This window comes from Kribbella qitaiheensis (assembly GCF_042657745.1).
Lineage (GTDB): Bacteria > Actinomycetota > Actinomycetes > Propionibacteriales > Kribbellaceae > Kribbella > Kribbella qitaiheensis.
In genome coordinates this window covers 1-22,431 of the sequence record NZ_JBHSKE010000048.1, presented here as the reverse complement: position 1 = coordinate 22,431, position 22,431 = coordinate 1, and the positions used below count along the sequence as shown (strand labels likewise).

The 22,431-nt window shown below is 68.7% G+C and carries 15 protein-coding genes; 5 read left to right on the top strand and 10 right to left on the bottom strand.

Translation table 11 applies throughout. From position 1 onward, the window contains the following. The 4 genes from ACFPJ1_RS28960 to hemL are packed head-to-tail and all read right to left on the bottom strand — an operon-like array spanning nt 1 to nt 3,362. Nucleotides 1–744 (bottom strand): cytochrome c biogenesis CcdA family protein, encoded by a 744-nt coding sequence (locus ACFPJ1_RS28960; RefSeq protein ID WP_380108700.1) that lies wholly within the window; start codon nt 742–744, stop codon nt 1–3. A 17-nt stretch (nt 745–761) separates the two neighbouring features. Continuing rightward, nucleotides 762–1,364: a TlpA family protein disulfide reductase gene (locus tag ACFPJ1_RS28955; protein WP_380108699.1), complete on the bottom strand. Its 603-nt coding sequence runs from the start codon at nt 1,362–1,364 to the stop codon at nt 762–764. Further along, nucleotides 1,364–2,014 carry a histidine phosphatase family protein gene (locus ACFPJ1_RS28950; RefSeq protein WP_380108697.1) on the bottom strand — a complete coding sequence of 217 codons (651 nt, stop codon included), beginning with the start codon at nt 2,012–2,014 and terminating at the stop codon, nt 1,364–1,366. Before ACFPJ1_RS28950 ends, ACFPJ1_RS28955 begins: the two co-directional genes overlap by 1 nt. Nucleotides 2,015–2,027: 13 nt before the next feature. Beyond that, complete coding sequence (hemL, locus tag ACFPJ1_RS28945; RefSeq protein WP_380108695.1) at nt 2,028–3,362, bottom strand: glutamate-1-semialdehyde 2,1-aminomutase; 1,335 nt, start codon at nt 3,360–3,362, stop codon at nt 2,028–2,030. 270 nt (nt 3,363–3,632) lie between these two features. Between hemL and ACFPJ1_RS28940 the strand changes: the two genes are divergently transcribed. After that, nucleotides 3,633–4,997, top strand: coding sequence for a lytic transglycosylase domain-containing protein (locus tag ACFPJ1_RS28940; RefSeq protein ID WP_380108694.1), 1,365 nt, complete (start codon nt 3,633–3,635; stop codon nt 4,995–4,997). A gap of 123 nt (nt 4,998–5,120) precedes the next feature. On the opposite strand, the gene ACFPJ1_RS28935 is transcribed toward ACFPJ1_RS28940, so the two are convergent. From ACFPJ1_RS28935 to ACFPJ1_RS28925, 3 genes are all read right to left on the bottom strand, one after another. After that, a complete protein-coding gene (locus tag ACFPJ1_RS28935; RefSeq protein WP_380108692.1) occupies nt 5,121–8,798 on the bottom strand; it encodes a S8 family serine peptidase in 3,678 nt (1,225 codons plus the stop codon). Nucleotides 8,799–8,985: 187 nt separating this feature from the next. After that, the gene (locus ACFPJ1_RS28930; RefSeq protein WP_132189706.1) at nt 8,986–9,948 is read right to left on the bottom strand and encodes an LLM class F420-dependent oxidoreductase; all 963 of its coding nucleotides are present in this window, start codon (nt 9,946–9,948) and stop codon (nt 8,986–8,988) included. A gap of 215 nt (nt 9,949–10,163) precedes the next feature. Further along, the gene (locus ACFPJ1_RS28925) at nt 10,164–12,014 is read right to left on the bottom strand and encodes a S8/S53 family peptidase (RefSeq protein ID WP_380108690.1); all 1,851 of its coding nucleotides are present in this window, start codon (nt 12,012–12,014) and stop codon (nt 10,164–10,166) included. Nucleotides 12,015–12,078: 64 nt separating this feature from the next. Here ACFPJ1_RS28925 and ACFPJ1_RS28920 point away from each other — a divergent pair, with 64 nt between their 5' ends. The 3 genes from ACFPJ1_RS28920 to ACFPJ1_RS28910 all read left to right on the top strand — a co-directional run bounded on the left by ACFPJ1_RS28920 (nt 12,079) and on the right by ACFPJ1_RS28910 (nt 17,038). Further along, nucleotides 12,079–12,981: a hypothetical protein gene (locus ACFPJ1_RS28920; protein WP_380108689.1), complete on the top strand. Its 903-nt coding sequence runs from the start codon at nt 12,079–12,081 to the stop codon at nt 12,979–12,981. Nucleotides 12,982–13,175: 194 nt separating this feature from the next. Then, complete coding sequence (locus ACFPJ1_RS28915) at nt 13,176–13,691, top strand: HNH endonuclease family protein (RefSeq protein ID WP_380108687.1); 516 nt, start codon at nt 13,176–13,178, stop codon at nt 13,689–13,691. 182 nt (nt 13,692–13,873) lie between these two features. Further along, complete coding sequence (locus ACFPJ1_RS28910; protein ID WP_380108685.1) at nt 13,874–17,038, top strand: glycoside hydrolase family 3 N-terminal domain-containing protein; 3,165 nt, start codon at nt 13,874–13,876, stop codon at nt 17,036–17,038. 63 nt (nt 17,039–17,101) lie between these two features. On the opposite strand, the gene ACFPJ1_RS28905 is transcribed toward ACFPJ1_RS28910, so the two are convergent. The 3 genes from ACFPJ1_RS28905 to ACFPJ1_RS28895 all read right to left on the bottom strand — a co-directional run bounded on the left by ACFPJ1_RS28905 (nt 17,102) and on the right by ACFPJ1_RS28895 (nt 20,960). Then, nucleotides 17,102–19,246 carry an MMPL family transporter gene (locus tag ACFPJ1_RS28905; protein WP_380108683.1) on the bottom strand — a complete coding sequence of 715 codons (2,145 nt, stop codon included), beginning with the start codon at nt 19,244–19,246 and terminating at the stop codon, nt 17,102–17,104. A 171-nt stretch (nt 19,247–19,417) separates the two neighbouring features. Then, nucleotides 19,418–20,353 (bottom strand): GlxA family transcriptional regulator, encoded by a 936-nt coding sequence (locus tag ACFPJ1_RS28900; RefSeq protein WP_380108681.1) that lies wholly within the window; start codon nt 20,351–20,353, stop codon nt 19,418–19,420. Between the two features lie 7 nt (nt 20,354–20,360). Further along, the gene (locus ACFPJ1_RS28895) at nt 20,361–20,960 is read right to left on the bottom strand and encodes a cysteine hydrolase family protein (RefSeq protein WP_380108678.1); all 600 of its coding nucleotides are present in this window, start codon (nt 20,958–20,960) and stop codon (nt 20,361–20,363) included. Between the two features lie 231 nt (nt 20,961–21,191). Between ACFPJ1_RS28895 and ACFPJ1_RS28890 the strand changes: the two genes are divergently transcribed. Further along, entirely contained in the window at nt 21,192–22,280 is a 1,089-nt protein-coding gene (locus tag ACFPJ1_RS28890; RefSeq protein ID WP_380108676.1) for an aldose epimerase family protein, read from the top strand. Nucleotides 22,281–22,431 lie beyond the last annotated feature (151 nt).

The window sequence follows — 22,431 nt, the reverse complement described above, 5'->3', positions numbered from 1 at the left end:
TCACACCGCCGACCCGAAGTTGGCGACCCATTGCCTGAGATCGGCGGTCATCGAATCCCATACCCCTGTCAACAGCAGTAGCCCCACGACGATCATCAGCACGCCGCCGATCCGGATCACCAGCAACTGATGCTTGCGCACCCAGGCGACGGCGCCGAGCATCCGGCGGAACGCGAGCGCCGCCACGATGAACGGAATGCCCAGCCCGAGGCTGAACACCAGTGCCAGCGCCGCACCCCGCGCCGTACTGCCCTCGGTCGCCGCCAGCGTCATCACGGTACCGAGGGTCGGCCCGATGCAGGGAGTCCAGCCGAAGCCGAACAGTACGCCGAGCAGCGGCGCGGCCGCGATTCCGACGGCCGGCACCTGGTGCACGCGCAGATCGCGCTGCAGGAAGCCGAACCCGCCAAGGAAGACGAGCCCGAGCACGATCGTCGCAGCACCGAGGACCTTGGTGATCAGCGTCTGGTGATCGAGCAGGGCGTTGCCGACGGCACCGAACAGCACGCCCGTGAGGATGAAGACGGCGGAGAATCCCGCGACGAAGAGCCCGGTGCCGGCCACCATCCGGCCGCGGCGTTCCGACCCCAGCTCCGCGGCGGACAGCCCGGTCACGTAGGAGAGGTAGCCGGGCAGCAGCGGCACCACGCACGGCGAGAAGAACGAGATCGCACCGGCGACCACCGCGATCGGCAGTGCCACCAGCATCGAGCCCGTCATCGACTGGGCGAACCACTCACCCACAGTGCTGAACCCTTGGGTCAACCAGCGGCTGCATCGTTCACCATGCCGAGCAGCGTCTGCTTCGTAACCGGTCCCAGCACCCGCGCGGCCACCTTGCCGTCCTTGTCGATCACCAGCGTGCTCGGGATCGCGGACGGGTTGATCTGACCGCGGAAGTTCAGCAACTGCTTGCCGTTGGGGTCGAAGATGCTCGGGAAGGTGACGCCGAACGCCTCGACGAACTTCCGGGCCGGCGCCTTGTCCAGGTCGCGGGTGTTCAGGCCGATGAACTGCACCGACGAACCCAGCTCCTTCGACGCGGCGACCAGGTCGGGCGCCTCGGCCCGGCACGGCGGGCACCAGGAACCCCAGACGTTCATCACGACGACCTTGCCGCGCTGGTCCGCGAGCTTCCACTCCTTGCCGTCCAGGGTTTGCCCAGCGAGCGACGGAGCCGGCTTGCGCTGGTCCGCCGCGAACGTCGAGACCCGGCCGGAGTCACTGACGAACCCGGTCTGCCCGTCGCGGTTCTCACTCGCCTGCTGCCCCGAGCTGCAGGCCGTCGCGGCGAGCAGCACCGCGGCGGCCAGGAGCGGAGTACGGCGGAGCTGGGCGCGGCGGGAGAGAGAGCGCGACAGCATCACGCGCCGCCCACGAACTTCTTCGGGTTCTTCACCGGCAGCAGGTCCTTCGCGGGTTCGGCGTAGCCGACCGACACGATCGACTCACCGTGGAAGGTGAACGAGGTCAGGCTGGCCAGGCTGCACTGCCGCTTGCGCGGGTCGTGCGGCAGGCGGCGGCCCTCGATGGCGCTCCGGACGATCCAGATCGGCAGCTGGTGGGACACGATCAGCGCCTCGTGCCCGGCGGCCTTCTGCCGGGCGGTCTCGATCGCGTCCCGCATCCGCCGGACGAGCTGCTGGTACGGCTCACCCCAGGACGGCTTGACCGGGTTGCGCAGCAACCACCAGGCGCTCGGGTTGCGCAGCGCGCCGTCGCCGACGCCGAACTTCTTGCCCTCGAACAGGTTCGCCGCCTCGATCACCCGCTCGTCGATGACGGGCGTCAGGCCGAAGGTGGCGGCGATCGGCTCCATCGTCTCCTGGGCCCGCTCCAGCGGCGAGCTGACCAGGTGCACGATGTCCCGCCCGGCCACGTGCTCGGCCACCCGCTCGGCCATCTTCCGGCCGAGCTCGGACAGGTGGTAGTCGGGGATCCGGCCGTAGAGCACACCGGTCGGGTTGTACACCTCGCCGTGACGCATCAGGTGCACGACCGTCGTTTCGGTCACCGAGCCGATCCCTTCAGTTCTCGACAGCCGCTGCCGCGCGAGCAGCGGTGGCCAGTGCGGACTCGAGCTTGGCCAGCGCGTCGTCGTCGATCGCGGCGCTCACGAACCAGGCTTCGAAGGCACTCGGCGGCAGGTAGACGCCGGCGTCCAGCATGGCATGGAAGAACGCAGCGAATCTGGGCAGGACCTGGGCGCTCGCCCCGGCGAAGTCCCGGATCTGCTGTGCCCCTGTCACCGGAGCCTCCGAGGACTCCACGAAGAAGACGCTGAAGAGGTTCCCGGCGGCCTGGATGACATAGGGCACACCTTCCTTCTCCAGTGCCGTCGCGACCAGCCGCTGGATCGTCGTCGAGGTCTGGTCGAGGCGGGCGTAGACCTCGTCCGTCGCCAGCCGCAGGGTGGTCAGCCCAGCCGTGGTGGCGATCGGGTTCCCCGACAGCGTGCCCGCCTGGTAGACCGAGCCCTCCGGGGCCAGATGGGACATCAGGTCGGCCCGGCCGCCGAACGCCGCCGCCGGGAACCCACCGCCCATCACCTTGCCGAACGTCATCAGGTCCGGCTGCACCCCGTCGACGCCGTACCAACCGGACCTGGTGATCCGGAAGCCCGTCATCACCTCGTCGGAGATGAACAGCGCGCCGTTGTCCTTGCAGGTCCTGGCCAGGAAGGCGTTGAAGTTGTCGACCGGCGGAACCACGCCCATGTTGCCCGGCGAGGCCTCGGTGATCACCGCCGCGATCTGGTCGCCGTACTGCGCGAACGCCTCCGTCACCGCGGCCTGGTCGTTGTAGGGCAGCACGATCGTGTCGGCGGTGGTCGCCTCGGTGACGCCCGGAGTGCCGGGGATGCCGAGGGTGATCACGCCGGAGCCCGCCTGCGCGAGGAGCGCGTCCACGTGGCCGTGGTAGCAGCCGGCGAACTTCACGATCTTGGCGCGGCCGGTCGCGCCGCGGGCCAGCCGCAGCGCGGACATGGTCGCCTCGGTGCCGGACGACACCAGCCGCACCTTCTCCACCGGGGTCCGGGCAACGATCTCCTCCCCCAGCTCCACCTCGGCCTGCGTCGGAGTCCCGTACGACGTACCGCGGCTGACCGCCGCCTGGACGGCGGCCGTCACGTCGGGGTGGGCGTGGCCCAGCAGCATCGGTCCCCAGGAGCAGACCAGGTCGAGATAGGTGTTGCCGTCGACATCAGTGATGTGACATCCGTCACCTGACGCCATGAAGCGCGGAGTGCCACCCACCGCGCGGAAGGCACGGACCGGAGAATTCACCCCACCCGGGGTGACGGCGGAGGCACGGGCGAACAGGCTGGCGGAAAGCTCGGTGTGGTCGGACACGGCCGCCATTCTCCCCGACAGACCACAGCGCCAGGTGGGCGGGGACCGCTGCTCTCATCGCGCCATCCGGCCGGTCAGGAGCGTCCAGGGGGTTCACAGGTCCGTTGTTACGCGCCAGTATGGGTACCCGGTGACCGCCCGAGCACTGTCAGCGCCGCTCCGTAACCCACGCACGGCCCAGGCGTTAGACCAGCAGAGACGACGGTTGCCGGGACCGAAGACAAGACGTGTCCGCAGTGTGGGGCGGGGCAGGTCGATGAGTCACGGAGGGGATCATCGATGGCGAAGGGCAAGCGTCGCGCCTTGAGCGGCAGTGGGTGGCGTCAGGTGGCGCCGCTCGTTCCGCTGGCGTTGTTCGCGAGCGCATTCACCGTCAGCGCCACGGACGACCCGGCCATCGCGACAGCGGCGCTGGAGCAGGGGCTGTCAGGCAAGAACCGGGTCGTCGTGCCGAAGGACCCGATCGCGGACCCGGCCAACGTGCCGGTGCCCGGCGTGGTCGGCCACGGCGTCGACCCGGGCGAGCAGCCGACCCAGGTGGTCTCCGGACTGTCCCGCAACGGCATCCCGAACGCGGCGCTGAAGGCCTACTCGCGAGCCCAGCAGGTGCTCGCCCAGGTCGACCCGGCCTGCCAGCTCCCCTGGACGCTGGTGGCCGCGATCGGGCGGGTGGAATCGAACCACGGCCGCTTCGGCGGTAACGCGCTGAACAGCGACGGCGTCGCCGTACCGGGCATCTACGGCCCGCGGCTCGACGGCTCCAGCACAGCCCGGATCTCCGACACCGACGCGGGCAAGTTCGACGGCGACTCCGCCTTCGACCGGGCGGTCGGGCCGATGCAGTTCATCCCCGGCACCTGGCGCTCGATGGGTGTCGACGGCGACGGCGACGGCGTCCGGAACCCGCAGGACATCGACGACGCGGCGATGTCGACCGCCGTCTACCTGTGTTCGGGCAAGACGGACCTGAGCAAGGCGAGCGACCTGAACCAGGCCGTCCTGCGCTACAACCACTCCCAGTCGTACGTCGACCTGGTGGTCAGCATCGCGAAGGCGTACGAGGGCGGCAGCTGGATCGCCGTCGGAAACGGGACCGAGAGCGACGGCCAGGGCGTGGACCGGGCCGGCGACCAGATCGGCGACCCGGACATCGACGCTCCCGCGGACAATAACCTGCCGCAGGCCGTCAACCTGTCCACCTACCCGGGCCAGGCCAGGCCGACCCCGCAGCCGGTCGAGGAGGGAAACGGCAAGCCGGGCTCCGACCCGACCAAGCGGCCGCCGACGTCGAAGCCGACGACCCACCCGACCGAGCCCGGCACGAACCAGCCGCCCACCTCGAAGCCGCCGACCAGCAAGCCGCCGACGACTCCGCCGAAGCCCGGCCTCGCGACCCTGCAGACGGCCGCGGGCCTGATCGTCGGCACCGTCGGCAGCACGGTGACCGAGCTCAGCAAGGCGTCGACCTACTGCCAGGCGGAGTTGAAGAAGGTCACCATCACCCATCCGACCCAGGATCAGTTGCAGAAGTGCGTGACCGCCTTCCAGACCGGTGGCACCGCCGCGGTCGACCAGGTGATCCGCAACCTGCTGTCCGTCCTGGGTCTGCTCGGAGTTCTCGGGGGAGGTCTGCTCGGGAACTGAGCACAAGACCGGCGCGCCTGCCCCCACCCCTCCCTTGGCGCGCCGCTGGCGACGCCACGGAGCCTCTCCCCCCGGCTTCGTGGCGTCGCCTTTGTGCTGGTCAAGCGCTTACTTGAAGGATCCTCACTTTGCCGCCCACGGCTTCTCGATCGTCTGGGTGATGCTGTTCCCGACCAGGTCCTTCGCCGTCACCCGCAGCGTCACGTCACCCTTGGTCGCCGGGATCGTGGCCGTCAGCCGGCCGAAGCCCCTGAGCGCCAACGGCTTCCAGGTCTTACCGCCATCGGAGGACAACTCGGCCTTGGTGTGGAACCAGCCGACGCCGCGGGCCCCGGGTTGGTATCCGGGCTTCAGTTCCAGCGTGTTCCCGCTGAGCTTGTAGTCCACCTGGACCAGTGGAAGAACCGCGCGCGACTTCGTCGTACTGGAGACGAAGTGCCACTGGGTGTGCGTAGCTGTCGACGTTGTCGCCCAGGTGTCGTCGGCGCGCTTCACGTCCAGGGTGAGGTCGTACCACGCTGTCTTCGCGGGCACCGGGAATTGGGCCACCGACCAGTCCTTGCTGCTCAGGGTTCTGCCGTTGCTGCTGAGCGTCAGCGAGGTCTGGTCGCCTCGCGCGTCACTCCAGCCGTAGATGCTGCGATCGCCGTTCACGTACTGCGGGATCGCCACGCGCAGGGCGTTCTCGAACCGGGCCGCGGGGAGCCCGTCGGCCTCACTGCCACCGGCGTCCGGGATCGCCGGCCGTGCGATCGAGTCCCACCAGTCGCGGGTGACCTTCTCGTTCGGGCGGTAGCTGCGTCCGAGGCTGTACTCGAAGCCCGACTCGTTCCACTCCCCCGCTGAGGTCTTGTCGTCCCAGGTGACTCCCTGAACGTCGCTCGCGAGGTAGTCGGTCCGAGTGACCGGCCCGAAGACCAGGCGAGTTGCGGTCAGGCCGGTGGCGAGCCCGGGGAGGTGGGCGGTTCGCTGGTCAACGTGGCCGAACCAGCCGTCATTGCGGTTGTACTTCGTCGTTACCGCCGCGGCGTGCATCCGGGCGAAGTCGTAAGTCAGCGGGCCTTTCACGACCGACGGACCGGTCGCGAGGTCGTACCTATAGGTGCTGTCCAGCAGCCCCGTCAGTTCCAGGGTCACCTCGCGCTGCTTCAACAGCTTGAGCAGCGCCGATCCCTGGGCTGCGCGGAGCAAGTAGACGGGAATGCCGATGTCGGCGCCGTCGCTCCAGAAGCCCGGCTGTTCGTTGTAGAGGAAGACCGCCTTCGCCCCGGCGTCCTTGGCCGCCTGCACCTGCGCGACGGTCTGGTCGGGGTCACGCCAGCGGATCAGCGCGACCTTGCCCTCCACGTTCTCGAGATCGGCCGGACTACCGTCACCGGCATTGGCGAGCGCGAGCTTCTCCTTGCCGACGTAGGTGGTTTGGAAGGAGCCTTCGGTGGGCGTCGGCAGCCGGAAACCACCCGGGCCGGTGACATATACGGTCAGTCGAGGCTGGCCGAGATCCCAGCGCTGGGCCACCTGGAAGGTGCCGTCGGCAACCTTGCCGAAGTCCTGGACGTAGACCTGGTCGGCGATCTCCTTGCCGAACTTCCAGCCGGACACAGCGTCCCGGTCGCCGGTCTTGCGGTGCCACGCGACTCCCACGGACTGGGCGTCCGCACGCTGCGGGGTCTTGACGGTGACCTTGTTCGCCTTGCGCGCGTCGAAGGTGAAGGTGCGATCCCCTGTGACCCGGGCTTCCGGATCGCCGAGCAGGGTGAGCGAGTTGGTCCAGCCGATCTCGTCGCCGCCCATCACGAACGTCATCACGCTGTAGCGCCCGGTCGGCACATCGAGGGTCCTGCTGCCTTTCTCGTCGAAGATGATCGCGTTCACGTCACCGGTGTCGAGGTTCCACAACTGCACCCCGCTGAAGCCGAACGCCGTCGGCGCCGCCGGCTTCCCGCCCCGGTCGATCGCCTTCACCGTCACCTGGTTCAGCCGGCCACCCGCCGCGAACCCGAGCCCGGTCCGGTACGCCGTACCGCGGTCGCGGGCGACGAGTTCGCCGGAGTACTTGGCCGGCTGGGTCTTCGCGAGGTCGAGGGTGACCGTGGCCGACGCTGTGCCGCCGGGGGCGATGGTGAGTCTGGTCGGAGTGACCCGCAGCGCCGGGTGCACGCCGCCCGGCGACTTCGCGTCAACACTGAGGTCCAGCGTCACCGCGGTGCCGGAGTTGTTGCGGTAGGCAACTTTGCGGGCGACGGGCTCGGGTGCGGAGCCAGTCCAGGAAGTGTCGCCGAAGAAGAGGTTCGCGCTGTCCGGCAGGACTCTGGGGTCGAGCGCGTTCCGGAGGTCGATCCGGCCGAGCCCCTGCTGGACGGGTGTCGCGCCCTTGCTCGGAACGGCGGTTGCCGCCAGCGCGGCCTTCAGCTGTTCGCCTGTCCAGTCCGGGTGGCGCTGCGCGAGGATCGCGGCCGCTCCGGCCACGTGCGGGGTGGCCATCGAGGTGCCGCTCATCGCGGTGTAGTACTCGCCGACCTCGTGACCCTGCTCGGTACCGGCTGCCCTGGCGGCGACGATCTCGACGCCGGGCGCGGTCACTTCGGGCTTCAGCGCGCCGTCGCCGAGCCGCGGTCCACGGCTGGAGAACGTCGCGAGCTTGTCATCACGATCCACCGCGCCGACTGTCAGGGCCGCCTCGGCCGCGCCCGGAGTACCGACGGTTTCCTCCATCCCGGAGTTGCCTGCAGCAACGACGAAGAGGGCGTCGCTGGATGCGGAGAGACGGTCGACCGCCTCGCTCATCGGGTCGGTGCCGTCGGACGGCAGACCGCCGAGGCTCATGCTGATCACCTTGGCGCCCTGCTGCACCGCCCACTCCATGCCTGCGATGGCTTCCGAGTCCAGTCCACTGCCGCTGTTGTCGAGGACCTTGCCGATCAGCAGTTGTGCGCCCGGGGCGACTCCCTTGCGCTTGCCGGCGGACGCGGTACCGAGACCCGCGACGATCGACGCGGTGTGGGTGCCGTGGCCGTGTTCGTCCTGGACCGCCTGGTCGGGGACGAAGCTCTGGGACTCGACGACCTGCTTCTTCAGGTCCGGGTGGTTCTGGTCGTAGCCGGTGTCGAGGACGGCCACCTTGACGCCGCGACCGTCGTACCCAGCCTGCCAGGCGGCCTGGGCACCGATCTGTTTCGTCGAGCGGTCCAGGGTGGCGTGGGTGCGGCCGTCGAGCCAGATCTTGCCGACGGTGCTGCGCAGGTTGTTGCCCTTGACACCGTTCCAGAACTCCCTGGCGCGGATCTTCTGCACTGTCACCGCGGTCGTGCCGACGCTGGCCAGGGTGAGGCGTGGGGTGGCGGCCGCCGGCGCCTGTGGAGCACTGCGCGTGGTGGCCGATGCCGTGAGCAGCATCGGGAGGTTCGGAGTACTCGCGTCGTCGTAGCCCTGCGCAACCAGTTCGGTCAGGTTGAAGAGCCGGCGATCCAGCCGCCCCTCGGTCAGCAGCGGGTACGCCGCGACCGGGACCAGGGTGAGCTCGTTGTCGAAGTCACCGAGGTAGTAGTTGCCGCCGTCCACCAACCGGGCGGACCGGCGGCCGTCCGCGGTCACGGTCAGCTCGGCGACATCGCCGGTCACCAGGGTGATCCGGTGGGTGCTCGCGCCCGGCGTGGGCCTGGCAGGGCTGATGGCGCCGGCGCCTGTGCCGGCACCACCAGCGGAGGGGTTCGCCGCGAAGGCCGCGGTGACGGTCGACGCCAGCAGGGCGCCGACCGTCACAGCCGAGATCAACCTGGCGGCAGGGCGTGACGGTCTCACAGGGGCACCTTCCGATGCCCCGACGGGCGCGAGGCCATCGCTGCCGACACTGGCAGTTGCCTCCGGCCACGGTCCACCGATCCCGCTGGCGGACACCCGCCATGACCGGTTCCAGTCACGACCCGCGAACAGCACCGTTGCCCCGACCCGGATCAGCCGGGTCAGGGCAACAGGTTCTCACCGAGGGTCAGGCGAAGCGCTTGGCGACCTGCTCGACCCGGGTGACCAGGTCGAGGTCGTAGGCGACGCCGGGGACGTAGAAGATGACGTAGTCGGCGCCGGCCTCGAGCGCGGCCTCCACCTTGTCCGCGATCTCGTCCTCGGTGCCGATCAGGTTGTCGTTGCTGAACTTCTCCCAGTTCATCGGGCCGAGCGCCTTCGCGGTCGCCTTCTTCGGGTCGTCACCCTTGTCGATCGGGAACGCGTTGATCCCGGTCGACTTGATGATCTCGTCGTAGTCGCGCCCGATCGTCTCGCAGTGGCCCTTGAGGATGGCCGCCTTCTCCTTGATCACCTCGGGGTTGCCGCCGCCGATGTTCGCCGCGTCGCCGTACTTGGCGACCAGCTTCAGCGTGACGTTCGGGCCGCCGCCGCCGATCCACAGGCTCGGGTGCGGCTTGCGGACACCCTTCGGCTCGTTGATCGGCTTGTCGATCGAGTAGTACTTGCCCTTGAAGACCGGCTCGTCCTCGGTCCACATCTTGTAGATGATCTCGGTGGCCTCGCGGAACGCGCCCATCCGGTCCTTCAGTTCCGGCCACTCGTAGCCGTAGGCCTTCCACTCGTGCTCGTACCACCCGGCGCCGATCCCGGCGTACAGGCGGCCGTGGCTGGCCACGTCGACGGTGGAGGCGATCTTGGCGTACAGCGCGGGGTTGCGGTAGCCGTTGCAGCCGACCATCTGGCCGATGTTCACCCGCTTGGTGTCCCGCGCCAGCGCCGCGGTGGTGGTCCAGCACTCGAAGGTGCTCTCCGTGCTCGGCTCCGGCACGGTGTGGAAGTGGTCGAACAACCAGATCGAGTCCCAGGACCCCTCGTCCGCCTTCTTGGCGACGTCCGTCATCGCCTCCCACTGCTCGACGGGGTCACTGAACCCGGCGAGGTCCATCTTCCAGCCCTGCGGCACGAACAAACCAAAGCGTGTAGTCATACCCCCCATCCAACCGGCCGCCCCCTGAACCGGTCCAGCACCCCACCCACTGAATCCCTTCTCAATTCCCCCACTCCACCTTCTTAATCCACCCCACCCACGCCATACCGCGCCGACACCTTCGCGGTGAGCAATCACTCATTCGTGGATCCGGTACGGCGGAAATCGGTTGCCGACCACCGGAATCCACGAATGAGCGAGCACTCACCTCGGGATCAGCGGGCGCTGAGGACGCCGGCGCCGAAGGCAGCTCCGGGGCGGTCGACGGATCGGGCCGCGAGGATCGCGTTCAGGGCGACCGGGTGGATGCGGCCGCCGAACTCCTGCCTGGTGAGGGCGGCTACACCGGCGGCGGTGGGCGCCGACGCCGACGTACCGAAGAAGCGGCACTGGCCCTGTACTGCGGTCGGGCAGGTGCCGGATCCGAACGGACCGACGCCACTGATCGAGACCCCGTCAGCCGCGACCCAGTACGGCGCTGGGAAGCTCCGCGACAGCGGGCCCGAGACGCCCTTGCACGGACCGGGCTTACCGCCCGGACAGCGGGTGCTCGTGACGATCTGGGTCGGTCCGGCCGCGCTGAACGGCTCGAGCGCGATCGTCTTCGGGTCGACGGACAGGCTGGCGTTGACCGCGCCGGCGCTGGTCGCGAAGCCCAGGTAGTTCGAGTCCGGGTTCATCGACCCGGCGCGTTCCGGCGGGTCGATCGTCTGTACGCCGGCCGACAGCGCGCGCCACCGCAGGTCGAGGATCGGCGCCTTCCGGGCCGACGAGGTGCCCTGGACGTCGACGACGAGCTTGGCGGCTTGCGCCACCCCGGTGGTGTTCTGGTAGATGAACTGCTCGATGGTGTCGCCCATGCCGTCCGCCTGGACAGCGTTGCTGAATGCGAGGCACCGGGTCCCGGTGGCGTCCACCAGGTACAGGTTGAGGTCGGTGAATCCGCCCTGGCCCGCGGTCGGGAAGACTGCCCGCGGCTCGCTCCACTGCAGTGTCGGCAGGATCGCCGCACCCGGCAGCAGGTTGAGGTCGTACGTCGTGTCCGCGCCGCGCAGCTTCACCACGTTGTCCGGCGCGTTCGGGCAGCCGGTGAAGGGCCCGACGGCACCGTCCGGCCCACTGCCGGTCCCCGTCGCGGTGACCCGAGGTGCGTGCCGGTTACCGAGGTTCCCGGCCGACGAGCTGACCCAGATGCCGTGCTTGGCGAGCCCTTCGGCGGTGGCGGCGCCGATGCCCTGTTGGAACACGGGGTCGTCATCCAGCGCGATGTCCTCGGCGATCATCGTGACGCCCGCGGCGGCCAGCTCATGGAACGCCTCGACGTACTCCGCCGTGGTGTCCCGGGTGCTGGCGTAGGCGAGCTTCGCCTGGGGCGCCATGTCGTGGATGATCTCGAGCATCGCGGTGCCCTCGTCATCGACGTACTCCGCCTGGCGCAGTACCTGGACGTTGGCGGGCAGCTCGCCCTGGGCGACGGACTCGGCGAGGTGGTCGACGTCACCCGAGATGGCGCCGATCTTCTGCCCGCGTCCGGTCAGACCGCGAGCCTGCGCGGCATCGGCCTTGTGCAGCTGGACTCCCTCGGCGGTGATGGGACCTACGTCCACGGCCGGCCGCAGCGACGGTCGAAGGGCGGTCACCCAGCCGAGTGCCGCGACCGCGTCGAGCTTGTCGTACGGGACCGTGGTCGACACGAGGCCGGTCGTCGGCATGTCGGCACCTGGTACCGGCTTAAAGTCGGCGGTGTTCTTCAGCACCGACACCCCGAGCGAGGTGAGGGTGGCCTCCTGCTGCGCGGTCACCGGCGCAGCGGCGTACAACTGGACGCCGATCCGGCCGCTGTTGTCGATGCCGAGCGAACGAGCTTTCGGGTTGGCCTCGCTGGTCTTCGCCTTGGCTGCCGCGGCCGCCAGGTTGGCGCTGTCACGCAGCAGAGTGGGGATCTTGGACGGGGCAGACGGTGCGGCGGCCGCGGTGGGCCCGGCCGACGCGGTTGGGACCGCGGTGGTGACCAGCACCGGGACTATCAGCACAACACTCGTGAGCAGGTAGGACAGCTTTCTCACAGTTCCTCCAAGCCTTACGCATTCCGGAGGACCGACGGGCATCGGCCGACGGGGAGACGGCACTGTGGGCGTCGTCGGCATTCCCCCCACAACCCCCATCGCTGCACACCCCACCACCGTTACCCGCCCACTCCGAACCAGCCACGCCGGGACGGCGTCGTACCCGCTGTCACCGGAGAGGGGAACGACCATCCAGCCGACCAAGTTCGACCAGCTGTTCGACGCCGCAGTACCGCTCATATCCGCCGGGCGGCACCAGCGCGACTCGCCACCCGTGGAAGGCGGCCGCTGGCCGGTCAGCGTCGTACTGCGACCGCCCGCGGACACCGACCTCATCCGCCGCCTCGACGAGATCACCGCGGAAGCAGCGGCCCTGGCTGGCCCGGACCACTGGCAGACCGGTCAGGCGGGGTCGTCCCATCTCACGGTCCGGGCGCTGGAGACCTACCGGTCGGAGGTGGAGTGCACGGAGCCGGTGATCCAGCGCTACCAGTCAGCCATGCACCGAGCCGCCGCGCAGAGCGGACCGGCTCAGATCGAGGTCACCGGGGTCACCCTGACCGCGGGATCGGTGATGGCGTGTGCTGTCGCCCTGGACGACCAGGCCGATCTGTTCCTGGACCGGCTGGCTTTCGAGCTCGGCCCGGACGCCTGGTTCGAACAACCCCACGGCCGCCGCGACATCTGGTACCTGAACCTCCTCCACTTCACCACCGCCATCCCAGACCCTCAGCCGCTCATCGACTGGGTGGAAAAGCGCCGCAGTACCCCGCTCGGCCAGGTCACCATCGACAGCGCCGAGCTGGTCCGCTTCCACCACACCCCCTCGCCTCCACGCCCCTTCATGCGCCCCGAGGTGCTGGACCAGGTCGTACTCCGGGGTAGGCGTCCCCAAGATCCCGCCGAACAACAACCGACGAGTCGTGCGGTTGTGTTGGCGGTGGACGGGTACGTTTCGCTCTCGTGATCCGCCCCTTGCTTGCTGTCCTGGTCGTGCTTGGTGTTTCGGCTTCCGGATGTACCTATCCGGCCGGGGCTGATCCTGCTGGGTCGACTCCTCGGCCTCGATCTACCCCGGCTGCGACCGCTCCAGCTACTGGTACAGGCAAGCTGATCTCTGCTGAGCTTCGGCAAGTCCGCGTCCTTGGCGCGAGGCCCGACGTGGCGGGGTACAAGCGGGAACAGTTCGGGCAGACCTGGAGCGACGACCACGCCGGGCGTGGTGGTCACAACGGCTGCGATACCCGCAACGACGTGCTCGCCGCGCAGTTGACCGGGATCCAGTACCGCGAGCGCTCCAAGTGCGTCGTCATCTCCGGCACGCTCACCGCCGAACCGTACACCGGGAAGCGGATCGAGTTCCGCAAGGCCAAAGCAACGCAGGTCCAGATCGACCACGTCTACGCGCTTGCCCGAGCGTGGGACATGGGCGCCTCGCGGTGGACCCAGCAACGCCGTACCGACTTCGCCAACGACCAGGCCGCCAACCTGATCGCCGTGGACGGACCGGCGAATGCCTCCAAGAGCGACGAAGGGCCCGGCGAGTGGCTCCCCCTCAACCGCACCTACCGCTGTACCTACGTCCTTCGCTACCTCCAGGTCGCCCACAAGTACGCGCTTCCTATCACCACTGCCGATCGCGATGCCGCCCGGACGATCACCCGGACCTGTCCGTAGAAGCTGCGGGGTGAGAGCGCTCTAGTTCCGGAACCGGTGGGGTATTGATTTGCGGGCGGGGAGGGCTGAGAGTCGGGGCCGACGCGTGCGTGAGGCTCGCGCAGCATCCCCTCGAGGAGTCGCCCATGCCCAGGTGGCCTGCCGTCCCCAGCTCAGATCGTCCCGGACCAGTTCGTCGCCGGATGCGACCGAAACGTCGTACCGCGCTGGTCACCGCCGCCGCGCTGCTGACCGGGTTGCTGCCCCTCGGGGTCGCTTCCCAGGCGGCGGCGGACGATCCGGTGCCGACCGTGCTGGCCGCGTTCGAGGGGGCGGAGCCGTTCGCCTCGCCGCCGAACGCCGGCATCTTCGGCTGGGGCAGTGACGCGGACGACCCGCCGACGATGGAACTGCAGGCGCGGGCCGATGCGCCCGTCGGCGAGAAGGTGCTGCACGGCACGTACAACATCAGCGGGTACGGCGGGTTCAGCCACGACGTGACGTTCGACCAGAACCCCGGCGACTGGTCGGCGTACAAGGGGATCCGGTTCTGGTGGTACGGCCAGAACACCGCGCCGCTGCCTCCGGGCTCGGGCAAGCGGATCTTCTTCGAGATCAAGGACGGCGGCGCGAACGCCGAGGCGTCCGAGCTCTGGAACACGAGTTTCACCGACGACTGGCAGGGCTGGCACCAGGTCGAGATCCCGTTCAGCGAGCTCGTCTACCGCGGTGACTACCAGCCGGTCGGCGGCATCGACCAGGTGCTGAACCTGACCCAGATGTGGGGCTACGCCTTCACCATGCCGGTCGGGACTCCCGGCGAGTTCGCGATCGACCAGGTCGAGATCTTCGGCAAGGCCGACCCGGCGCTCAAGGCGAGCGTGGTCACCGACGCCGGCGTCTACCCGGTCAAGGAGGGCGACACCGCGCAGGTCAAGCTCACCGTCGCCACCACCGGCAGTACTCCGCTGGAGGAGCCAGTCACGGTCGAGTACCGCACGGGAACGGGCACAGCCGGGGCCACGGACTACCTCCCGGTCTCCGGCGCCTTCACCTTCCCAGCCGGTACTGCGTCCGGCACGTCCCAGCTCGTCAAGGTGGTCACCAAGAAAGACAAGTCCGCGGAGGTCGCCGAGACGATCCCGCTGGAGCTCACCGTGACCGGCGCGAAGCCACCAGCAGCCACTCCGCAGGTCGTCATCAACGCCCACGACCTGCCGTACCTGAACAGCAAGCTCCCGGTGAAGACCAGGGTCAAGGATCTGCTCGGCCGGATGACGCTGGCGGAGAAGGTCGGCCAGATGACCCAGGCGGAGCGGAACGCGCTGCGCTCGAAGACCGACATCGCGACGTACGCGCTCGGGTCGTTGCTGTCCGGCGGTGGTTCGGTGCCGACGCCGAACACACCGGCCGCGTGGGCGGCGATGATCGACGGCTTCCAGCTGAACGCCCAGGCGACCCGGCTGCAGGTGCCGCTGATCTACGGCGTCGACGCGGTGCACGGGCACAACAACGTGATCGGCGCGACGCTCCTGCCGCACAACATCGGCATGGGCGCCACCCGCGACCCGGAGCTGTCCCGCCGAGCGGGCGAGCTGACCGCGACCGAGGTTCGCGCCACCGGCATCCCGTGGGACTTCGCGCCCTGCGTCTGCGTGGTGCGCGACGACCGCTGGGGCCGTGCGTACGAGGGCTTCAGCGAGGACCCGGCCCTGGTGAAGGCGATGGCCACGGTGATCACCGGCATGCAGGGCAAGGCCGACGGCAGCCAGCTGGACCAGAACAACCACGTGCTCGCGACCGCGAAGCACTTCGTCGGCGACGGCGGTACGACGTACGGGTCGTCGACGACAGGCTCGTACAAGATCGACCAGGGCGTGACCGAGGTGACCCCGCAGCAGCTCGAGGCGATCCACCTCGATCCGTTCAAGACCTCGGTCGACCTTGGCGTCGGAACGGTGATGCCGTCGTACTCGAGCGTCGACATCATCGGCGACGACCAAGGGCCCGTGAAGATGCACGGCGATGCGGCCCTGATCAACGGCGTGCTGAAGCAGCGGATGGGCTTCGACGGGTTCGTGATCAGTGACTGGCAGGCGATCGACCAGCTACCGGGCGACTACCCGAGTGACATCCGTACGTCGATCAACGCCGGGCTCGACATGATCATGGTGCCGACCAACTACCAGGCCTTCACCCAGGGGCTGACCGACGAGGTCACCGCCGGCCGGGTGACGCAGGCCCGGGTGGACGACGCGGTCAGCCGGATCCTGACCCAGAAGTTCAAGCTCGGCCTGTTCGAGCACCCGTACGCCGACACCAGCAAGCTGAGCTCGATCGGTTCGGCGGCGCACCGGGCGGTCGCGCGGGAGGCGGCGGCCAAGTCGCAGGTACTGCTGAAGAACCAGGACAACGTGTTGCCGCTGGCATCGACCGCCAAGGTCTACGTGGCCGGCAGCAACGCGAACGACCTGGGCAACCAGATGGGCGGCTGGAGCATTACCTGGCAAGGCGCCTCCGGCAACACCACGACCGGTACGACGATCCTCGACGGGATCAAGCAGGTGGTGCCGACGGCAACGTTCAGCCAGGACGCCTCGGCGCCGCTGGACGGACACGACGTCGGTGTCGTGGTGGTCGGCGAGCGGCCTTACGCCGAAGGCATCGGTGACGTCGGCAACGGTCACGACCTGGCTCTGAGCGACGCGGACAAGGCGGCCGTGACGAAGGTCTGCGCGGCGATGAAGTGTGTCGTGCTGGTGGTGTCGGGGTGTCCGCAGGTGATCGCCGACCAGCTCGGCGAGATCGACGCCCTGGTGGCCTCCTGGCTGCCGGGTACCGAAGGCGCCGGTGTCGCGGATGTGCTGTTCGGCAAGCGCTCGTTCAGCGGCCGGCTGCCCGTCACCTGGGCGAAGTCGGAGGCGCAGCAGCCGATCAACGTCGGCGACGCGTCCTACGACCCGCAGTACCCGTATGGCTGGGGTCTGACCACTCAGGCGGCGGCTCGGCAGAAGCTGACCGACGCGAAGAAGGAGCTGCTGCGCAAGGGCTTCCTGTCCCCGGACGTGCTGGCCGCGGTCATCTACATCGACCTCGCTCTGCATGAGAAGGACTGGTCGGGGCCGCAGGCAACCACCGCGCTGACCGCTCTCGGTCAAGCCGGCAAGTACCTGCAGCGGGCCAAGGTGGACTCGTTCGCCGATGACGACGCTGTGGTCTCGGCGGCACGCTGGATCGCCCAGGACCAGATCGGCCAGAACCTCGACGAGGCCACCTCGAAGCTCACCTCCGACGCCGAGCACCTGGCGCTCAGCGGTGACCTGAGCGGCGCGATCACCAAGCTGACCGCGGCGTACAAACTGAAGTAACAGCAAGGCGGGGCGGTGGGTGCCAACTTGGCGAACCCACCGCCCCGCGCTGTTCGAGCGGTTCTAGACCGAGACCAGCTCCGGCTCCCGGAGCTCGGGCGCGGCCGGCTCCTTGGAGAGCTTGTTCGGCCACCAGGCCTTGCGGCCCAGCAGAACCATGATCGACGGCAGCATCACGATCCGGACCAGCGTCGCGTCGATCAGTACGGCGACCGCCAGGCCGACTCCCATCTGCTTCATCTCGATCATCCCCAGCGTGGCGAAGACGGCGAAGACCGACACCATCACGGCCGCCGCGCTCGTCACCACTCCGGCCGACTCGGTGATGCCCTTGCGGACCGCCTCCTGCGGGGACAACCCCTCCTGCACGCCCTCGCGGATCCGGCCCAGCACGAACACGTGGTAGTCCATCGACAACCCAACCAGGATCACGAACAGGAAGACCGGGATCCACGACACCACGAACCCGGGCGAGGTGAAGTCCAGCAGCCCTTCGGCCCAGGTGTGCTGGAAGACCAGCGACAGCGCCCCGAAGCAGGCAGCCACCGAAGCCAGGTTCAGCAGAGTTGTCACCAACGCGATCGCCACGCTCCGGAAGGTGAACACCATCATCACCAGCGTCAGGGTGAGCACGAACGCGATCACGTAGGGCAGCTGGTTGCGCTGGTGCTCCCCATAGTCGACCCCTGCAGCCGTCTCGCCGCCGACCGCCCACGTCGTACCGCTCAACGCTGTCGGGACCAGGTCGTTCCGCAACCGCTCCAACGCCGCCCGCGCGTCCTCGCTGGTGTCGGGACGCACCGAGACGAGCGTCAGTACCGCGGTCTCGCCGCTCTTGCGGATCTCCTGGCCGGGCGTCACCACGAACTCGCCGCTGTCCACCGCGGACCGCTGCAGTGTCGCCAGGCCGTCCGGTGCATCTTTGCCCTTGGCAACCACATCGTAGGACATTCCCTCGGACGGGAAGTTCTGCTGCAGCGCCGTCATCGTCTTGACCTCGGGGATGGTCTGCGGAAGCGTGTTCAAACCGCCCGGCTCCGTCTTCATCCCGAGCGCCGGTACTGCGAGCGCAACCACCGCGATGGCGGAGAGAAGCAACGCGACCTTGGGGAAGCGCAGTACCGGGGCAAGGATCTTGCGGCTGATGCCGCCCGGACCGATCCGCCGGTTCAGCCGCCACAGCAGCGGAACGCGCGGGCGGTCCACCCGGTGACCCAGCTTCGCCAGCAGCGCCGGCAGCACGGTCAGCGAGCCGAGCACCGCGACCGCCACGACGACGATCGTTGCCGTTGCCATCGAGGAGAACACCGGGTCCTGCGCGACGTACAGGCCCGCCATCGAGACGATGACCGCCAGGCCGGAGACAACCACCGAGTGTCCCGAAGTCGCCGCTGCGATCTCGACGGCGTCCACCGTGCCGTGACCGCGCCTGCGTTCCTCGCGCTCACGCTTCAGGTAGAACAACGAGTAGTCGACGCCGACCGCCATACCGATCAGCAGTACGACGTTCGCGACCGAACCGCCGTCGGGGAACAGGTAGGACAGCGGCGCGTAGAAGCCGAGAGCCGCGCCGACGGCCGAGAACGCCAGCAGGACAGGGATTCCGGCCGCGATCAAGGCGCCGAAGGCAAGCAACATCAGTGCGAAGGTGATCGGCAGGCTGAGCTTCTCGGCCCGGGCCAGGTCGGACCCGACCTGCTTCCAGATGCCGGCGTCCAGCGACGCGCTACCGGTCTCCTCGATCTGCAGCGACGGGTTGGCCTTCTGCACTTCGGCAGTCGCGGCGACCAGCTTGTCGACGTTGTCGGCGGCATCGTCCGCGGACCCCTTCAGCTGGATCGGCAGCAACGCGGCCTTGCCGTTCTCGGCCCAGACCGGCTGCCCGACTCCGTCCACCGAGTCGATCGCGGTCATCTTCTGGCGGAGCTGGTTCAGCGCCGTGGTGGCGGCCGCCTTGTCCAGCGGGGCACCACTGTCGGTGAGGAGGACGGTCTCGCTCGGCCTGTCCTCGAGGTTCGCCTGCCGGATCAGTTCCGACGCGACGCCGGACTGCCCGATCCAGGTGTCGTCCGCCTTGGTCTGCTGTTTCGGAATCACGGCCGACATCCCGACCGCGACGACGACGAGCAACAGCCAGAGGCCGATCGCCCGCCATGGGTGGGTAGCACTCCAGCGCGCGACGCGCACCGTCACCGATCCCCTGCTCATCCTGGTTCTACCTCTCGCCGGCCCCGCCGGGCACTGTGCCCGCTCGTGTATGAGCCTGGCGTGAACGACGACGGATCTCAGGAGTGCAAAGCCCCGTCACTTGGGGGTGCTAGGTCTACCCCTCCGCGGTATCGGACCAGCCGGGCGCGGTACGGCGTACCGGAGTACGGGTCAGCTGGCGGCGGCTGGGCGGGAGCGAAGGCGGCGGAGCATGCGGGCGTCCTCGAAGCCGACCGCGCGGGCTGACGCCTCGACGGTGGCGCCGTGGCCGATCAGGTGTTCGGCGCGTTCCAGCCGGAGGAGTTGCTGGTAGCGCAGTGGGGTGAGACCCGTTGCGGTGGTGAAGATCCGGGTCAGGGTGCGCTCGCTCACCCCGGCTCCCCTGGCCAGGTCGGACAACCTCAACTGCTCGGCGTACCGGCTGTCGATCACGTCCTGGACCCGGTGCGCGAGATCGCTCAGGTGGCCGCGGTGGCGGAGCATCGCGCTGTCCTGCAATTCGTCGCCGTTGCGCCGCGCGTAGACGACCATCTCGCGCGCCACCCGGGCGGCGGCCTCGGCACCCCGGGCGACCGCGATCAGGTGCAGCGCGAGGTCGATCCCGCTCGCGATCCCGGCCGAGGTGATCACCCGCTCGTCCACGACGTACAGGACGTCGCGGACGATGTTGCCCCTCGGGTACCGCGCGGCGAGTTCGTCGGTCAGGTCGTGGTGAGTGGTGTACTTCCGGCCGTCCAGCAGCCCGGACGCCCCGAGGGCGTCGGCCCCGGAGCACACGCTCGCGACCGAACCGCCCGCCGCGTGATGAGCACGCAGGCGCTGCTTCGTCATCGCGGCGATCGGGGTGTTCGGCGACAACCGAGGCGACCGCCACCCCGGTACGACGATCAGGTCGGCCGGGCCGAGCGAGGGCCACTCCAGGCTCGCCCGGATCGGGACGCCCTGCGCGGTGGTGATCTCCTCGGCCTCGCCCACGTAGTACAGGTCGTACCCGTAACCGAGGTCGTTCGCGGTCGAGAAGGCCTGGGCCGGACCGGCCAGGTCGAGCAGCTGCAGTTTGGGCACCAGGAAGAACACGACCTTGGTGGGCATGATCCGGTCAGACATGATCCGCTCAGGATGGCACGGGCAGTCCGGCCAATTCGTCCAGTGTCCGGATGGTGGCGAACCGGCCGGCCAGCACATACTCGGTGCGCTCCACGATCACCTCAGGGCTCAGCGTCCGAGGATCAGCCAGGATCTCCTCGAGCGAGGCATCGGCAGGCATCGTCCAGTGCGGCAGCGGAGTAGTCGCGGTGGCCTCGGTGACGAACACAACTTCGTAGCCCAAGTCCGACGCGACCCGGGTGGTCGTCTCGCAGCACTGCTCGGTCCGGATGCCGCTGATGACGACCTCCCGGATGCCGTGCTGGGTGAGCAATTGCTGGAGATTCGTCGTGGTGAAAGCGTTGTGGGAGGTCTTCGTGATCACCGGTTCGCCGGCGATCGGCTCGAGCCCCTCGATCAGCCGGACGTGGCCCATGGCGGGGTCGAAGGCACCACCGGTGCCGGGCTCGGTGTGCAGCACCCAGACGACCAGGTCGCCCTTGGCTCTGGCGGCGTCGACCAGGAGATTCACCCTGTCGGCGATGTCGGGGTGGTTCACCACGCTCCAGTTCGGGCGGGCACGGAAGGATTCCTGGACGTCGATGACGATCAAGGCTGTCTGGGTCATGCGTCTCATCGTGAGGCGTCAGCCCGGCCGGGGATAAGGCTCGATCGCGCCCCGGACCGGACGGATCTGGTCAGCCTCCGAAGCGGCCGCCGCAGAGAGGTCGAGTCACGGGACGAATTCGCACCGTTACCACCCCAACTATTCCAAACACTGGACAGGCGTGCCTATGGTGCCGCGGGTGCGCTGCAGACCGGCGCGGAAGCCGCCGGTACGCCGGATAGGGTCGCGGCCATGGGTTCACCGCGCGGTCACGGCCGGCTCGAGATCCGCAAGGATCCGTTCGGCACCACCCCCGAAGGCGAGCGAGTGGACGTCTACACGTTCACCAACGGCCGGGTCACCATCTCGATGCTCACCTGGGGCGCCACCATCCAGCGGGTCGAGACGCCGGACCGGCGCGGCCACAGCGAGAACATCAGCCTCGGCTTCGACAACCTGCCCGACTACGCGGCCCTCAGCCCGTACTTCGGTGCCACCGTCGGCCGCTACGGCAACCGGATCGCCAAGGGCCGGTTCACCCTCGACGGCCAGACCTACCAGATCCCGATCAACGACGGCGAGAACGCCCTGCACGGCGGCACGATCGGCTTCGACAAGAAGGTCTGGAAGGCGAAGGTGGTGAAGTCCTCCGACGCGGTCGGGGTGGCCTTCACCTACGTCAGCCCTGACGGCGAGATGGGCTTCCCGGGCGAACTGACCAGCACCGTCACGTACACGCTCGACAAGGACGACAACCTGCGGATCGACTACCTGGCCACCGTGGCCGGCAAGGCGACCGTGCTCAACCTGACGAACCACGTCTACTTCAACCTCGCGGGCGAGGGCAGCGGCTCGATCGACGGACACGTCCTGCAACTGAACGCCCTGTCGTACACGCCGGTCGACGCGGGCCTGATCCCGACCGGCGAGATCGCCCCGGTCGCCGGGACGCCGTTCGACTTCAACAAGCCGACCGCCATCGGCAAGCGGATCAGGGACGACCACCCCCAACTGGTGATCGGGCGTGGGTACGACCACAACTTCGTCCTCGGCAAGCCCGACCACGACGGGATGCGCTTCGCCGCCCGCTTCTGGGAACCGGAGGGCGGCCGCACTGTGACAGTCCACACGACCCAGCCGGGCGCCCAGTTCTACAGCGGCAACTTCCTCGACGGCACCTTCCAGGGCATCGGCGACAAGTCCTACCGCCAGGGCGACGCCTTCGCCTTCGAGACCCAGCACTTCCCCGACTCCCCCAACCAGCCGAACTTCCCCTCCACAGTCCTCCGCCCCGGCCAGACCTTCACCTCCACCACCATCTACACCTTCGACACCAAGTAACACCAGGCGCAGTACCTCCCTCGCCGGGTGAAGCACACCACCATCCCGTGTGGGCTTGGCAATCGCTGGGATCGGGCCGGCGACGTACGCAACGACAGACACCCCAGGTGTTAAGGGTGTCAAGCGGCGGTGGTTTGGGTGCGGTGTGCCC

What these genes read in the sequence shown, in the direction of transcription:
- ACFPJ1_RS28955 (WP_380108699.1), bottom strand. Translation starts at nt 1,364, where the DNA reads ATGCTGTCGCGCTCTCTCTCCCGCCGCGCCCAGCTCCGCCGTACTCCG.
- hemL (WP_380108695.1), bottom strand. Translation starts at nt 3,362, where the DNA reads ATGGCGGCCGTGTCCGACCACACCGAGCTTTCCGCCAGCCTGTTCGCC.
- ACFPJ1_RS28940 (WP_380108694.1), top strand. Translation starts at nt 3,633, where the DNA reads ATGGCGAAGGGCAAGCGTCGCGCCTTGAGCGGCAGTGGGTGGCGTCAG.
- ACFPJ1_RS28930 (WP_132189706.1), bottom strand. Translation starts at nt 9,948, where the DNA reads ATGACTACACGCTTTGGTTTGTTCGTGCCGCAGGGCTGGAAGATGGAC.
- ACFPJ1_RS28910 (WP_380108685.1), top strand. Translation starts at nt 13,874, where the DNA reads ATGCGACCGAAACGTCGTACCGCGCTGGTCACCGCCGCCGCGCTGCTG.
- ACFPJ1_RS28905 (WP_380108683.1), bottom strand. Translation starts at nt 19,246, where the DNA reads ATGAGCAGGGGATCGGTGACGGTGCGCGTCGCGCGCTGGAGTGCTACC.
- ACFPJ1_RS28900 (WP_380108681.1), bottom strand. Translation starts at nt 20,353, where the DNA reads ATGTCTGACCGGATCATGCCCACCAAGGTCGTGTTCTTCCTGGTGCCC.
- ACFPJ1_RS28895 (WP_380108678.1), bottom strand. Translation starts at nt 20,960, where the DNA reads ATGACCCAGACAGCCTTGATCGTCATCGACGTCCAGGAATCCTTCCGT.
- ACFPJ1_RS28890 (WP_380108676.1), top strand. Translation starts at nt 21,192, where the DNA reads ATGGGTTCACCGCGCGGTCACGGCCGGCTCGAGATCCGCAAGGATCCG.